General features: G+C 42.0%; 24 protein-coding genes. All 24 read right to left on the bottom strand.

Annotated elements, in window-relative coordinates:
* Window positions 1–329: 329 nt before the first annotated feature.
* The 24 genes from AXI57_RS09280 to AXI57_RS09185 all read right to left on the bottom strand — a co-directional run bounded on the left by AXI57_RS09280 (window position 330) and on the right by AXI57_RS09185 (window position 11,762).
* Complete coding sequence (locus AXI57_RS09280) at window positions 330–704, bottom strand: HNH endonuclease signature motif containing protein (RefSeq protein ID WP_061669905.1); 375 nt, start codon at window positions 702–704, stop codon at window positions 330–332.
* Window positions 701–1,072 (bottom strand): hypothetical protein, encoded by a 372-nt coding sequence (locus AXI57_RS09275; RefSeq protein WP_061669904.1) that lies wholly within the window; start codon window positions 1,070–1,072, stop codon window positions 701–703. The genes AXI57_RS09280 and AXI57_RS09275 overlap by 4 nt, the downstream gene beginning before the upstream one ends.
* A 230-nt stretch (window positions 1,073–1,302) precedes the next feature.
* Complete coding sequence (locus tag AXI57_RS09265; RefSeq protein WP_061669902.1) at window positions 1,303–1,971, bottom strand: hypothetical protein; 669 nt, start codon at window positions 1,969–1,971, stop codon at window positions 1,303–1,305.
* A complete protein-coding gene (locus AXI57_RS09260) occupies window positions 1,961–2,206 on the bottom strand; it encodes a hypothetical protein (protein WP_061669901.1) in 246 nt (81 codons plus the stop codon). Before AXI57_RS09260 ends, AXI57_RS09265 begins: the two co-directional genes overlap by 11 nt.
* A 361-nt stretch (window positions 2,207–2,567) precedes the next feature.
* Window positions 2,568–3,128: a hypothetical protein gene (locus AXI57_RS09255; RefSeq protein WP_061669900.1), complete on the bottom strand. Its 561-nt coding sequence runs from the start codon at window positions 3,126–3,128 to the stop codon at window positions 2,568–2,570.
* A gap of 257 nt (window positions 3,129–3,385) precedes the next feature.
* On the bottom strand, window positions 3,386–3,928 hold the full coding sequence (locus AXI57_RS09250) for a tyrosine-type recombinase/integrase (protein WP_061669899.1): 543 nt from the start codon (window positions 3,926–3,928) through the stop codon (window positions 3,386–3,388).
* Complete coding sequence (locus AXI57_RS09245) at window positions 3,928–4,377, bottom strand: ArpU family phage packaging/lysis transcriptional regulator (protein WP_061669898.1); 450 nt, start codon at window positions 4,375–4,377, stop codon at window positions 3,928–3,930. Before AXI57_RS09245 ends, AXI57_RS09250 begins: the two co-directional genes overlap by 1 nt.
* Before the next feature lie 16 nt (window positions 4,378–4,393).
* Window positions 4,394–4,522 (bottom strand): hypothetical protein, encoded by a 129-nt coding sequence (locus AXI57_RS22270; RefSeq protein WP_255265378.1) that lies wholly within the window; start codon window positions 4,520–4,522, stop codon window positions 4,394–4,396.
* A gap of 90 nt (window positions 4,523–4,612) precedes the next feature.
* Window positions 4,613–4,954 carry a hypothetical protein gene (locus AXI57_RS09240; protein WP_061669897.1) on the bottom strand — a complete coding sequence of 114 codons (342 nt, stop codon included), beginning with the start codon at window positions 4,952–4,954 and terminating at the stop codon, window positions 4,613–4,615.
* Window positions 4,954–5,544, bottom strand: a complete 591-nt coding sequence (locus AXI57_RS09235) for a dUTP diphosphatase (RefSeq protein WP_061670239.1) — start codon at window positions 5,542–5,544, stop codon at window positions 4,954–4,956. The genes AXI57_RS09240 and AXI57_RS09235 overlap by 1 nt, the downstream gene beginning before the upstream one ends.
* A gap of 43 nt (window positions 5,545–5,587) precedes the next feature.
* The gene (locus AXI57_RS09230) at window positions 5,588–6,067 is read right to left on the bottom strand and encodes a hypothetical protein (protein ID WP_061669896.1); all 480 of its coding nucleotides are present in this window, start codon (window positions 6,065–6,067) and stop codon (window positions 5,588–5,590) included.
* Window positions 6,068–6,080: 13 nt separating this feature from the next.
* Window positions 6,081–6,218 (bottom strand): hypothetical protein, encoded by a 138-nt coding sequence (locus tag AXI57_RS21725; RefSeq protein WP_016938691.1) that lies wholly within the window; start codon window positions 6,216–6,218, stop codon window positions 6,081–6,083.
* Window positions 6,215–6,553 (bottom strand): BC1872 family protein, encoded by a 339-nt coding sequence (locus AXI57_RS09225; RefSeq protein WP_061669895.1) that lies wholly within the window; start codon window positions 6,551–6,553, stop codon window positions 6,215–6,217. Before AXI57_RS09225 ends, AXI57_RS21725 begins: the two co-directional genes overlap by 4 nt.
* Before the next feature lie 109 nt (window positions 6,554–6,662).
* Window positions 6,663–7,076 (bottom strand): hypothetical protein, encoded by a 414-nt coding sequence (locus AXI57_RS09220; protein WP_061669894.1) that lies wholly within the window; start codon window positions 7,074–7,076, stop codon window positions 6,663–6,665.
* Window positions 7,055–7,843, bottom strand: a complete 789-nt coding sequence (locus AXI57_RS09215) for a DNA cytosine methyltransferase (RefSeq protein WP_061669893.1) — start codon at window positions 7,841–7,843, stop codon at window positions 7,055–7,057. The genes AXI57_RS09220 and AXI57_RS09215 overlap by 22 nt, the downstream gene beginning before the upstream one ends.
* 4 nt (window positions 7,844–7,847) lie before the next feature.
* Entirely contained in the window at window positions 7,848–8,105 is a 258-nt protein-coding gene (locus AXI57_RS09210) for a hypothetical protein (protein ID WP_061669892.1), read from the bottom strand.
* Window positions 8,102–8,515, bottom strand: a complete 414-nt coding sequence (locus AXI57_RS22015) for a VWA domain-containing protein (RefSeq protein WP_238380176.1) — start codon at window positions 8,513–8,515, stop codon at window positions 8,102–8,104. The genes AXI57_RS09210 and AXI57_RS22015 overlap by 4 nt, the downstream gene beginning before the upstream one ends.
* A 31-nt stretch (window positions 8,516–8,546) precedes the next feature.
* Entirely contained in the window at window positions 8,547–8,753 is a 207-nt protein-coding gene (locus AXI57_RS09200) for an XtrA/YqaO family protein (RefSeq protein WP_081112769.1), read from the bottom strand.
* Between the two features lie 82 nt (window positions 8,754–8,835).
* Window positions 8,836–8,991, bottom strand: a complete 156-nt coding sequence (locus AXI57_RS21720; protein WP_169800260.1) for a hypothetical protein — start codon at window positions 8,989–8,991, stop codon at window positions 8,836–8,838.
* Window positions 8,992–9,003: 12 nt separating this feature from the next.
* A complete protein-coding gene (locus AXI57_RS21325; RefSeq protein WP_141292201.1) occupies window positions 9,004–9,144 on the bottom strand; it encodes a BH0509 family protein in 141 nt (46 codons plus the stop codon).
* A 107-nt stretch (window positions 9,145–9,251) separates the two neighbouring features.
* On the bottom strand, window positions 9,252–9,800 hold the full coding sequence (locus tag AXI57_RS09195) for a hypothetical protein (RefSeq protein WP_061669890.1): 549 nt from the start codon (window positions 9,798–9,800) through the stop codon (window positions 9,252–9,254).
* A complete protein-coding gene (locus AXI57_RS21710; RefSeq protein ID WP_169800262.1) occupies window positions 9,797–9,955 on the bottom strand; it encodes a DUF6906 family protein in 159 nt (52 codons plus the stop codon). Before AXI57_RS21710 ends, AXI57_RS09195 begins: the two co-directional genes overlap by 4 nt.
* 147 nt (window positions 9,956–10,102) lie before the next feature.
* Complete coding sequence (locus AXI57_RS09190; protein WP_061669889.1) at window positions 10,103–10,951, bottom strand: ATP-binding protein; 849 nt, start codon at window positions 10,949–10,951, stop codon at window positions 10,103–10,105.
* The gene (locus AXI57_RS09185) at window positions 10,902–11,762 is read right to left on the bottom strand and encodes a phage replisome organizer N-terminal domain-containing protein (protein WP_061669888.1); all 861 of its coding nucleotides are present in this window, start codon (window positions 11,760–11,762) and stop codon (window positions 10,902–10,904) included. Before AXI57_RS09185 ends, AXI57_RS09190 begins: the two co-directional genes overlap by 50 nt.
* Between the last annotated feature and the right edge of the window lie 111 nt (window positions 11,763–11,873).

Below are 11,873 nucleotides of genomic sequence, written 5' to 3'. Positions count from 1 at the left end.
GAGCGCGGTCTCCGGCAAACGTCCTCTAGGGATTTACGGGTGGGGGGACGTCCATCTCCTTCTTGAGTTTGTCCATAGCTGCTTGTATTTCCTTTTGTGCTGCTTCAATTTTCTTTGTGTATAGATCAAGCGCTGATTCCTTTGTCATACTCCGACGAAGAGTAAATAGCTTTCTTATTCTTTGTTGCATTCGTCTGATGTCCTCGTTTGTATAGTAGGATGTATACTCAGTCTTGCAGCGAGGACACTTGATGTAATGTTCTTTGATTCCGTTGTCGTGCTTCCTGATCTTTGAACAACCTTTAATAAGAAGCATGGCTCCACATTGATCACACATGCATGTTTGATGTTCTGTTCCCAAATCCTCCATCCTCCTTCGCTGTCTTCCGGCTATGGCATGGCCCACAGAGAGGCTGCCACTTACTTGAATCCCAGAATAGTTTCATGTCGCCTTTATGCGGAACAATATGGTCCACCACTGTCGCCGGTGTTCTTCTGCCCTGCATCATACAGGCAGCACATAACGGATGCTTGGACAGGTAGCCAGCGCGTGCCTGCCTCCACTTGCTGTTATACCCCCGTTTGGCAGCTGACTCCCGGTATTGATCATAGACCGGCTTGGATCGCTTGTGCTGTTCGCAGTAGCCCTCTCGTGTCAGGCTTGGGCATCCGGGTTCATTACAAGGCTTCAAAGCTTTCTTCATGATTTAAAAAACCTAACAGTATCCAGAAGATGCCCATGTTCTCTGTCGGAATGCCTTTTGTTGACCATCATTTCATATGTGTATCCGTCCTTATCAGATAAGAATTCTTTATCTAAGAGCAATAACCATCCGCATTTAGAACCATTAGACCCCAGAAAGAAATGTCTAACGAAGTTGAATGTTTCAATAGATTCTTCAACAAAACTCTGGCTTTCATTTAATTTTGCACAAAGGGCTGCCTTGGTAGTTTCGAGTAGTTTTATCTCTTGGTCTATATCTTTTATTGATTCTTCAATAACAGGAATTTCACATTCCAATGAATGACGCGCCTGTGCATAAACCTTGTCTCTCAATATATTTTTAACCATTTAATTATTCCCTCCCTTGGTTTTAATCGACCTAACCAACAAATTGTATTCCTCAATCCATTCAGCGGGAATCTCGCAGTTTGCATCCATGTATCTATTAATAGCCGCCTTTAAATCTTCTGCTCTGCGTTCATTATGCAACCAATTGGGAGTTACACCCAACGGCGGCTCAGTACACTTTTTCAGTGGTCTGAATGTACAATGCGTCAATCCTTTTATGACACTCATGCTTATTCCTTCACCAGATTCCGGTTGTGGACAATAGCCTGTGTCCCGAACTTGCTATCCTTATCCGTGTATTCAATATCAATATGTGTCGGGTTTATTAACTCAGTGTTTGTTACGTAGGAAAAATCCGCATTTATAATTTCCTCAATCTGTTCGCCCTTGTAGAAAATGCGGGGCGTAGAATCAATATCATCAAGCTCAATCTGCAGCAAAGGCGTATTCTTTGAGTCCAATGATTCTGAATCTGTATCACAATCATCACTTAGGGCACATAGAAACTGCAGTTCCTTTTTCTGTTTGTTTTCCGTATCTGCATTAACATACAACGTTTCTTTTGAGATAAAGCCAGTTAAAATGTGGCCTAATTCATGAAGCCTTTTAACAGCATCAAAAGGTACACCCTCGTCGCAAACAACATTCTCATAACCGTCTAGTTCCGAACCGTCTTCATATGGAATAAACTCTATATCTGGATGAATACGCTGATTATGTATAGCAGCCAATTTATCCATGAGAACCCGACAATGATTATCTCGCGCATATTGAATTAGTGCCGATGTTTTTCCGATTTTCTTTTGTTCTGGTCGTATATAAATAAGCTCGTTTTTTTCTGCTGCCTTTTCCAACAAATCAGAGATACTCATATGTGCAAGATTCAAATCAAAGCCCATCTGTTTGGTCCTCCTTTAATAGCTCCAGTCTTTCTTCACGATTAGAAGTTTCTGCCCAATTATTAAACTCCTGAATTCCTATATTCACTCGTTGCAAGTGCAGCTGCTTTTGTATCTCGTTCAATTCAATTTTTCTTTGACTGACTTCAATATCATAATTAATCTGTTTTAAAAGAAGCTCTTGCTCAGTGCGCCATGCTTTAAATTGTTCAACGTACAAATCGTTCTCTGACAAGGTTAATCCCTCCAAATAAAAAGCGCCCTCCCAATTGGGAAAGCGTCTGAATATATTCTTTCTAAACTGCCACCGTACTCAAGCCGTTAACCGCCAATTGTCTATCCTGAGATTTACCGGAAGCAGTTTACAGAGAATATAAAATCAAGGGGTTAAGACTAGTTTAAAGGGCTGCCCCTCCCCCAAACGTTCCTTTCCTCCGGTTCACATGTGCACCTGCTCGCCTTCAGTGGTATGCAACTACCCAAATAAAAAAGCGCCCTCCCATTTGGGAAAACGCCTGTCGATTTATTACCTATTACCATAATACATGACTGAAAACAAAATGGCGTGCCGTTATACTGCCAAGTTTGTGCCATTTTCAAGGTCTCCATTCAACATCACCCATTAGTTCTTCCATAGGTGCATTTTCATACAAACTGAATTTTAGAGTACTTTTAAGTTCTGCCACAAGCTCATATAAATATTCTGCTGCCTCTTTATAATCGCCAACTCCTGCATCATAAAAATTGATCTCATCCATTAACCAATGTTTTTTTAAAAAATCATTATATGCTTCGTATATTTGTTGTATTGTTACTTGCTCGTGAATTGTAAAGTACTTTGCCATTGTTTCCTTACTCAGACCAACTTCTCTCGGAATTTCTTTAATAAGTTCCTCCTTTTCACTTCTATCACCAAGTTGGTAAACAAGAGCCAGTAGCATGGCATTAATTCTTTTATCGGTCCAGTGACAATAGGTTCTTCTAAACCTTAATTCCCTTTCATTATGTATATCTTTCTCAATTTTCCTAATTTCTTTTACAAATTCAAAATTTTCTTTAGATAATTTATTACTTTTGATTGTTGCCTGCCAGACTAAAAAACTAAATAATCCAGTAACAATCATTCCTGCAATTTGAATCCAATTATCCACGCTCAACTCTAATATTCCCCTCCAAGTGTATAGTCTCTTTATCTCATAGTTTATCACGAAAATTGACAGAAAAATAAGCTATCCACATTATCCACGAATTACCCATATGTTTTATACTGTGCAACTCGTCGAACTGAGCCAATCCCTTGTCCTCTCTGTTTTTAACCAATATCCCTAAAATGAATTACACACCTGTTATTTTTGAGGAATTGAAGAAAAATGAAAAGAAAAAGGCCCATCCTTGTTGTTTTGGATGAGCCAGGTTATATTTTAAATTTCTTCATGGCGTTGTTCATGGCGTCTTGATTGATTCCGATATATCGCAGTGTTGTCCGTTGGTCCGAGTGGTTAAAAATCTCCTGTAGCATAGCCACGTCCTTTGTTTGTTTGTAAAAGTGATAGCCAAATGTTTTCCTCAATGTATGCGTGCCGATGTCATCTAAACCCACATACTCAGCAGCGGCCCTGAGAATCTTGTACGCCATCGACCGTGATATTGGCTTGTTAATTCCTTCACGGCTTTTAAAGAGAAATTCATGATCCTCTTTCTCTTCAACATAAGCTTTAAATTCCCTTTGAAGAGCTGGCGTCATGTCGATTCTCTTTTTCTTTTTCGTTTTCTTCTCTATAAGATTAAAATAAGGGCGTTTCGCGTCTCTTACTCTCAGCTGCAGAATATCCGATATGCGAAGCCCCGAATTAATGCCGGTCACAAATAGCATATAATTCCTCATATTTTGCTCTTTTAAAAACCTCTTGATGTAGAAGATACATTCCGGATCACGTATAGGCTGTACAAAATTCATTAAGAAGCCGCCCCTTTCTTGTAGACTTCTTCTCTCAGAGCAAACGCCAGTCTGTAGAAAGCTTTTGCTTTCACACGGTAATAGCTACGTTGGCTCAGATCCATTTCTCCATATACTTCATAATCGTACATTTCTTCCGGCTGCATATAGAGCATGACAATGATTTGCCGTTCTCTTTGAGAAAGCCGGTTAACAGCCCTTTGGATCCTTTTTAAGAATTTATCACGTTGAATCTCCCAATCAAGACGCTTTAATGCTGCATCTTCTGTCGATGAATGAAATTCATTTGTGATACTTGGCGGAACAATGCTATAAGTTGGTGTAACCTTTGGTAAAAAATCATCTGGCACTTGTAAAAGATATAACCGGTATTGATCAAGCAACTCCTCTGCTTTTGATTTAGTCGCTTCTTCGTCAATCTGAGGTATATTTAAAGTTAATTGATTCATATTTTTACCCTCCCGTTTATTTGCGTCTTAAAGCCCCGCCTTTGCCTCGTTTCAGCGTTTGCCTGTCAGCGCCCATCATTTGCCGCCAAAAGCGTTCTGAACGCTCCTGCGCGTTTTTATTTGGCTTTTTCTTCTCTTGCTTCATGTCATCCCTCCTAATAACAAAAAACGGACACCAACCAAAGCACAGTAATTCTGTGCAGTGATCAGTGTCCGCAGGCTCTCCGTCTTGGACTTATTTTGTTTTGTAATGAGCTGATACAAGAATTTCTTTAAAATGTGACATTGCATGATCGTATCCATCACAATGCTGTTGCGGATATAGATTTCTAATTCTGTCCTGTACAGCCTCCATTTCATTGAATCCTTTGATAATTTGATTGTCGTCCAGCGTTTGGATAGCCGCTTCCAGATAGACTGCATGATCAAGAGTTTCCTCAAGTGCATGTTGCAACCAACCACGCAGATCATAGGCATCAACTTTAACGGGCTGGTCATACTTGGCAAGCCCCTTATCCTGTTGTGCGTTTAGTTTGCTGATGACGGCTGAAATGATCGGGTTGTCAGTGTGGTTCATCAATACCCCTCCTGCTGCCGCTGATGATTGAGGGCGTTTTTGTCCATGTAAGCAGCTTCGATCTGTTCCCAAGTAAATCCGAAACCAATAGTTCCAATGCTCAAGAACAAGGACCAAGCCACGCTGAAACTGGTCTTTTTAGTGCTTGACATGTAAGAGTTTAACAACCACCATTTCATTTCTAAGAAAATACCTGTTAAACCACCCTCGAATCCTTTTTTCTTCATTTCCTCAAATCCTTCTTCTTGTATATTCATTGCATCTTCCCACCCTTTTTTAATGGCTATTGAAAGGAAAAAGTGAATGCAGTCGACAAATTCTTCAAGCAAAGAATATGATTTATAGCCATATTCCGGTTTCCATTCAAGGGCGCCTCCATCCTCAGATGGTTTCCAGTTATACTCCGGTTCTTTTGGTAACTGGTTATTACTCCAATGTTTAAACCAGCGCCCCTCATTTGCAAATTCAGCTAATTCAGTATCCAAAGCAACATAAGTATTTGGCAGCAAGTCCTGACCTTGCAGCCCCTTTTCTTCGATGATCCGATCATCAAGCGCCTTTTGCATTTCGAACATTTTTTGTAGATTCATTGTTTCCGCTCCCCTATTTCCGCCCGCTGGCGGGACATATTTTTTAATAAAAGTCCACGGCTCCGTTTTCAGATGCCATTTCGAAAGCTTTTTTCCAATCATCATACAAGTAGAGCCACACTTCCCCTGCATCGCCTAATGTTTTGGCGTATTCGCGGGCCGCATCGGCGTGTTCGTTGAAGTCTTTTGCCAGCTTTTTAGAAACGACAGGTCCTATCGTGCCCTCATTATCTGCAAAATTGATTAACTCCTGAAAGGCGGTGTCTCCCTTAAATTCTTCTAATTTGCGACGCCACCAGCCGTATCCGCTGTAGCTACCTGCACGGAATCCAGAGCTTTCTTCCCATGTATAAACTTTGTCCGGATCAACACCCTCACCACGACCCGGAAAGTGCTCTTCCGACCATTTCATACTTTCGCCCGGTGTCCATTCCGTTTCCCAATTTTCAACGTACCCGTCTTCATCTAATTGAGGATTTTCAACAACCTTCAAATTTTTAAACACTCTAATATCTAATCCCATTTGTATCTCTCCCTTATTTCCGCCCGCCGACGGTATTTTGTAGAAATTCATGCACATGACACATAAGCAGCATGCCGCCTGTTTCCGGTCCGTGCTTTTCACGGAAGACAGCCAATGCTTGTTCGAAAGCCTGCCTGTAATCCTGTTTCACTGTTTTACCTCAGTACCGTAGGCCTTCAAAGCCACTATGCAAATTGCCATTTGAGGTGTTTCGGCAATAGCTGCGAAAACGCGTTCCTCTGTCGGTATTACTGCAAGGTATGGTGCATAACTTCTGTTTGAATCTCTATCAATTTTCACAAGTTTGAATTTCTCCACTACCGACCAAGCTTGATCAAGGTTTTCGGTCGGAGAAAATTGCTCCGGAATGGTCAATTCTCCATCCTCTGTGTAGGCAGATGTAACACCGATGTTAGGAAACGTTTGAGTTTGCCAACCCATCACCTCTTCAGCAATCAATCGGTCAATTTCTCTTTTATCTATCACACTATTTCCTCCTCAACGCCCATGCTGCAACCGCATTTCGGGCAGCAGGCATCTGGGCGAATTTTTATATCTAATTCGTTGTGGCCACATTCAGGGCAGCTGTATTCGATCATTTACTATCAGCCCATTCATCAAAACTGTAGGCGTAATCAACGCTTTCAATGAAACCGATCTCCTTCGCCTTCTGACGGATCTTCATACATCCTTCATAGCTGTAAGCCCATATTTCTTTATAATCCCTCAGCTCGCCGCATTTCCCTGTTATGATGAACTTTCGAAAGCTGTTGACCAGTTGCCACATGTTGCCCCCATGGGAAAAGCCGTTTGGGCTCCCGTATCCCATTTCATACGGATAAACGTAATCACCCGTGTAATCATCAACGAAGAACAGTTTTTTCTTAAACCTGAAATACGCTATACGATCCTTTGACTTGCGGTAGAATGTCCGATGATCAATGCTTGCAATAAGCTTTATCAGATCATTAATATCGTTCATGCGTTTTAATTGCTCTGATGACGGCATGAGATTCCCTCCTGATCCATAATCGCTTTGAGTATGGGGTAAATCTGCTGAGGCACAACCGCATTGCCTAATCCTTTAATTCTGTCCACCCGATTGGGAACCCCATCATCGCTTCCCAAAAAGCCGGATTCGCGCGCCCTCTTTCCCCAGTCAACACCATTAAATAGTTTGGTAACTGTCCTAAATGTGCTCTTTCTCCATTTCGTAACTTTGTCATTGTTTTCTGATAATCGTTCAGTCCCCTTGTATCCGATGCTGTTGGCGTTGGGAAGATATCCGACAACAAAGACCCTGTCTCTTCTATGCGGTGCCCCGATGGCGAGAGCTGGTATAATAAACGATTTCCCTTTGTAACCTTCACTTTCCAAGTCAGATAACGTGCGGTCGAGCTCCATATTTGCGAAGTTAGCAACGTTTTCGCCAACAACCCAAGTGGGTCTAAGTTCTTTGATGAGCCTAAACATTTCCGGCCAGAGGTCGCGGTCATCTTCTGTGCCTCTTTGCTCCCCGGCAATACTGTAAGGTTGGCAAGGGAATCCTCCTGAAATAATGTCAATTGTTCCACCTGGCTCAATCACTCCTTTTTCCTCTAGTAGTTGTCTATTCAAGGTGCATACATCGTCAAAGATGGGAACACCGGGGAAATTTTTATTCAGCACCTTCTGACAGAAGGGTTCACGCTCGCAGAATGCGACTGTTTCAATGCCGGCCCATTCGGCAGCAAGCGCAATGCCACCGATACCAGCGAATAACTCGATGCTTTTCATGCTGTCATCCCCCTATCCCCGGCAGAACCGCGATTGCAAAGAATAAAACCGCCACCATCGCCCCAAGGAGCCAAGCATTTGTCTTATCACGCTTTGCAATGATTGTTTCATCGCCGATCAATTTCAGATCGTCTGACTTTGCCACGAGCACCGGTATGTAATCTGGATGCACTTTCAAATATTCCGCAGCCTGTTCGACGGTCATCGCTTCATCTTTCGTGGATTTGACTGCCCGCTGGAGTTCTACTTGTAATGGAATCATTCCACATTCCCCTCCAATGCTTCCCTTGCAGTTTGCCCTCTATCCACTTCCATGAAAGAAGGGTTAAAACCGCCGAAACGGTTTTCCATTTCTACTGTGGCCCATTTTGACATGCGTAGCGTTCTTCTGTAATTATTCTCAGCTGCATATATTTGCAGGGCCTTTTTAAACCGTCCGTTTTCCTGATTGAGCCGTTGAATCTCTTCCCGCGCCTGCCTGAATTGATGAATTGTTACCTCTTGCTGGCGCTTGTTTTCCTCGATGACATCCTGCTGCTTAACAGACAGTTCAGTTCGATCAATCAAAAAGTCAATATGATCTTTGGTCATCCAGTATTGATCTTCCGGTTTAGCATTTTGATAGCCTTTTAATGTTGAAATGCGCCCTTTAATTTCCTGCAATTTATCCATTCCGTTCCTCCCCCGCAGGGGAAAGCCCCTGCTATTTGTTTACTTTGTAACTATGGTCAAACCGCACGCGGTCAAAGCCGCCTTTGAATGTTTCAATGATGGTTTGGCCGTGCTCGGGTGCCTCAACGCTATACGCGGCGTTTTGGTTGCCGTCTAAAACGATGACGGACACCTTGCCCGGCTCAATAAATTGAGTAATGTTTGATTCTTGATTGATAGATATATGTTTTGGCTGCACGTTCAACGCCTCCGTATGGTATAATAAAAGTGTCTAGTTTTTATTTAATACCATACGGTGGCGGTTGATTAGTGGACCGTCCTTACATCCAATGTCTTGATGGAAAGAGCTGCAAGTTTGCCTTTGGCTTCTCCGTCGGGATGATTGGGTGTTTTTTTATATATGCAAGGCGTTCTTCCTCGCTCATAACCCGCGTTACGACTTCCCCATGCTGCCGCATGTTTTTGTTTTCTGTCATGTTACGGTCCTCCTATTCCTCATTCATTTGTTTAATTCTCAAATTGTAAAGCCGTTCAATTTCTTGGTCTGATTGACGGTCTAAATATTCCTTGCCAAAGTTTCCGATTAAGGAAAGCCATTCAATCAAATGCTTTCTCTCTGTCTGTTCCAACGTTCCCCGCTCCCTTCGTAATAAGTAATTGCAATGCAGCGTTTTTATAATCTGGCGGACACTCTTCAAAGCGAACAATCACCATCAATTGATGAATCGACGCCTTTTCAAACGGGAAAGCTTTGTCTGTTAAGATCATCTGCCGTCGCTTCCTTCCCGAGCAGTCCACCCTCTCGCGGCTCAATTAATTCCTTTCTGCATTGGTCCAAGATTGGAAACATGATTTCCTCTATGTTTCTGCCGAAATACTCAGCTATTTCCACAATGGATTGACCTTCTGACCATAGCTTGCGGAATTGAATGAGGTCACGCTCATACCATAAGAGATTGCTTTCGATAAAAGGGATGTACACTGGGCTTTCTTCAAACAAATGGCGAACACGGGATTTTTTCAATGCCATTTCCTTGTCGGTAATGGCTATTTTCCCGCAGGCCCTTAAGCCACGTGGCCGTTCCAGCAATATCCGGCGTTTTGCCATGTCAACGATCAATATAACGAGTTCGTCTATTTCCCTTTTCAACAGGTCGGACATGTCATAAATTGACTTTCCTTCAAACCAGTAATCTATTACCTGCCTTAACTGCACGATGGACCATTCAAAATTCATATTTTCCAAGACAAATTCCAACCGATCTGCACGGACTGCGTGGTTCATGCCAGACACTTCCTAACAGTTCCTGTATTTCGGTGAACGAGGATCAATCTTCGCTCGTGCTGCAGATTCTTTGCAACAAGCCAGTTATTAGGATTCAAGCCGTTTTGCTGAATGATTTGCTTTTGAGCACGCGTAGGGCGTTTACCATGTTTCATTGAGCATTCCTCCTAAGATTTTGATAATCAGCGATTTTTTGATCTAACAGACTGATAAGATCGTCGACTCGCTTACGCTGCTCGGATTCTGAAAGAGTTCTTTCCGGACTGAATTGCCAAACACCTGGCATAACCTCTTGAACGTTGCTACCATGCATCATTACCACCTCCTTTAATGCGTCTGTCCTCTCCGGTGAATTTGACAACCTTGGTGCCTTGCATCATGCGGGAGATGATGCGGCCGCCATGTACGCCGTATTTCTGTTGAAGAGCCTCAACGTTGTAATTTGTGGTGATAATATTAGGCTTGTCCTGCCTTGACTCAATAATTGTCAGGATTAAATCTGTTGCCCATGACTCCTTGCCGTCACTATCTTTCCTGACATATTCAGCGCCCAAATCATCCAACACTAGAAAGTCACAAGACTCAATACTTTTTAAAATATGTTCCTCTGTCTCTTTTGAATTGCCGTAAGAATTTCGTATTTTTCTGAGCAACATTTTTGTGTTGGCAAAAATAACATTTTTCCTTAAGCTCTTCACATGCTGGGCTACACTGTGAGACAAATGGCTCTTCCCGATCCCGTAACTCCCCTGTAGCAGAAGGGAATCAAAACCGCCCCAATTTCCAAATTTCTCAGCATACCATTTCAATTTATTGAAGGCGTCAATTTGCGACTCCGTTAAGCCGATCACATTAAAATTACCGAAAGTGGCTTTTTGTGTGTCAGGAGGGACTAGACTGTTATTCCAAAAAAATGCATCTGCTGCCGTTTCCTCTTGGAAGGCAATCATTTCTTTTTCGAGTGCCAAATTGTCACACTTTATACACCGGCTGTGTTTCTTTCCGTTCTGCATATAAACAGGGACTTCATTGCCACAAGTTTCACACTGTCTTACACCTATCTTTTCAGGAGCTAGATGCTGCAACCTTTTAGGCAGAGCATTAGAAAAGGCCCTTGTATTGGTCTGTTTCGGGTGCTGAGTCTTGATCAAACGAACCGCCTCCTTTTTGATTTAGGTATGATTCGAACTTTGTTCCGAACAATGTTTCAGGACGCAGATACTTGTTCATCTCTGGAACATGAAGCCATTCTTTCGTTTTCACTAAGATGACCTGTTTGAAATGTTCAAATCTGAAACCCTCGTTCCATCGACTTCTAATCAACCCTTTTGTTTTCGGTGTAGTAGCACGATATTTTGTTCCTGCGACCTTGTTTAGAAAATCAATGATGAGTTTGTAAGGAATGTCATCATTTTCACTTTTAGAAGAAGGCGCGTCGGAGGATTTACCCGACAATATATCTTTTATATCTTTTTCTTTATCTATATCTATATCTAATTCTTTATCTATATCTGTACCGTCACGTGACGTCACGCTAACGTCATCCAGTTTTTCGGGAGAAGCAAGCTGTAATTGTTTCTTTTTCTCCCTGTATTTTTTATTTCTTTCCGCGTTGAGCTTCCTCACCCTATCCATACCTTCAACGTTTTGATACTTTTCCCAATTGGCTATTGAAATGAATTTATTTTCATCAACTTCAATCATTCCAAATTGTCGAAACGTATTTAACGCCATTCTTACAATTGGTAAAGGCCTATTAAATATCGTTGCCAGCATTTCATCCGTATAAGGGATATTTTGATTTAAATAAATATATCCAGACGCATTCGTTTTACCAGCTTGAGAGAGAAGCTTAACCCAAATAATGAGGATCGTATCTGACTCAGGCATTTGCTCTATAAGCTTAATTTTTTCATCTTCAAACATCTGCGTACTTAATTTGATCCATTTAACCTCAGACATCCAACTCAACCCCTTCTGATTTTGTTAAGGGCCAGACAGACTTCTTACCGTTAACAATCACAGAGCCGAGGACATTCTGGCGACATTTGTTTGAAATAATGGTGCCACCTT

It is taken from the genome of Bacillus atrophaeus (assembly GCF_001584335.1).
Taxonomy (GTDB): Bacteria; Bacillota; Bacilli; order Bacillales; family Bacillaceae; genus Bacillus; species Bacillus atrophaeus.
This window is presented reverse-complemented; position numbering and strand designations above follow the sequence as displayed.

Coding starts and splice junctions, on each gene's coding strand:
- AXI57_RS09280 (WP_061669905.1), bottom strand. CDS start 704: ATGAAGAAAGCTTTGAAGCCTTGTAATGAACCCGGATGCCCAAGCCTG.
- AXI57_RS09275 (WP_061669904.1), bottom strand. CDS start 1,072: ATGGTTAAAAATATATTGAGAGACAAGGTTTATGCACAGGCGCGTCAT.
- AXI57_RS09265 (WP_061669902.1), bottom strand. CDS start 1,971: ATGGGCTTTGATTTGAATCTTGCACATATGAGTATCTCTGATTTGTTG.
- AXI57_RS09250 (WP_061669899.1), bottom strand. CDS start 3,928: ATGAATTTTGTACAGCCTATACGTGATCCGGAATGTATCTTCTACATC.
- AXI57_RS09245 (WP_061669898.1), bottom strand. CDS start 4,377: ATGAATCAATTAACTTTAAATATACCTCAGATTGACGAAGAAGCGACT.
- AXI57_RS22270 (WP_255265378.1), bottom strand. CDS start 4,522: ATGAAGCAAGAGAAGAAAAAGCCAAATAAAAACGCGCAGGAGCGTTCA.
- AXI57_RS09240 (WP_061669897.1), bottom strand. CDS start 4,954: ATGAACCACACTGACAACCCGATCATTTCAGCCGTCATCAGCAAACTA.
- AXI57_RS09235 (WP_061670239.1), bottom strand. CDS start 5,544: ATGAATCTACAAAAAATGTTCGAAATGCAAAAGGCGCTTGATGATCGG.
- AXI57_RS09230 (WP_061669896.1), bottom strand. CDS start 6,067: ATGGGATTAGATATTAGAGTGTTTAAAAATTTGAAGGTTGTTGAAAAT.
- AXI57_RS09220 (WP_061669894.1), bottom strand. CDS start 7,076: ATGCCGTCATCAGAGCAATTAAAACGCATGAACGATATTAATGATCTG.
- AXI57_RS09215 (WP_061669893.1), bottom strand. CDS start 7,843: ATGAAAAGCATCGAGTTATTCGCTGGTATCGGTGGCATTGCGCTTGCT.
- AXI57_RS09210 (WP_061669892.1), bottom strand. CDS start 8,105: ATGATTCCATTACAAGTAGAACTCCAGCGGGCAGTCAAATCCACGAAA.
- AXI57_RS22015 (WP_238380176.1), bottom strand. CDS start 8,515: ATGGATAAATTGCAGGAAATTAAAGGGCGCATTTCAACATTAAAAGGC.
- AXI57_RS21720 (WP_169800260.1), bottom strand. CDS start 8,991: ATGACAGAAAACAAAAACATGCGGCAGCATGGGGAAGTCGTAACGCGG.
- AXI57_RS09195 (WP_061669890.1), bottom strand. CDS start 9,800: ATGAACCACGCAGTCCGTGCAGATCGGTTGGAATTTGTCTTGGAAAAT.
- AXI57_RS21710 (WP_169800262.1), bottom strand. CDS start 9,955: ATGAAACATGGTAAACGCCCTACGCGTGCTCAAAAGCAAATCATTCAG.
- AXI57_RS09185 (WP_061669888.1), bottom strand. CDS start 11,762: ATGTCTGAGGTTAAATGGATCAAATTAAGTACGCAGATGTTTGAAGAT.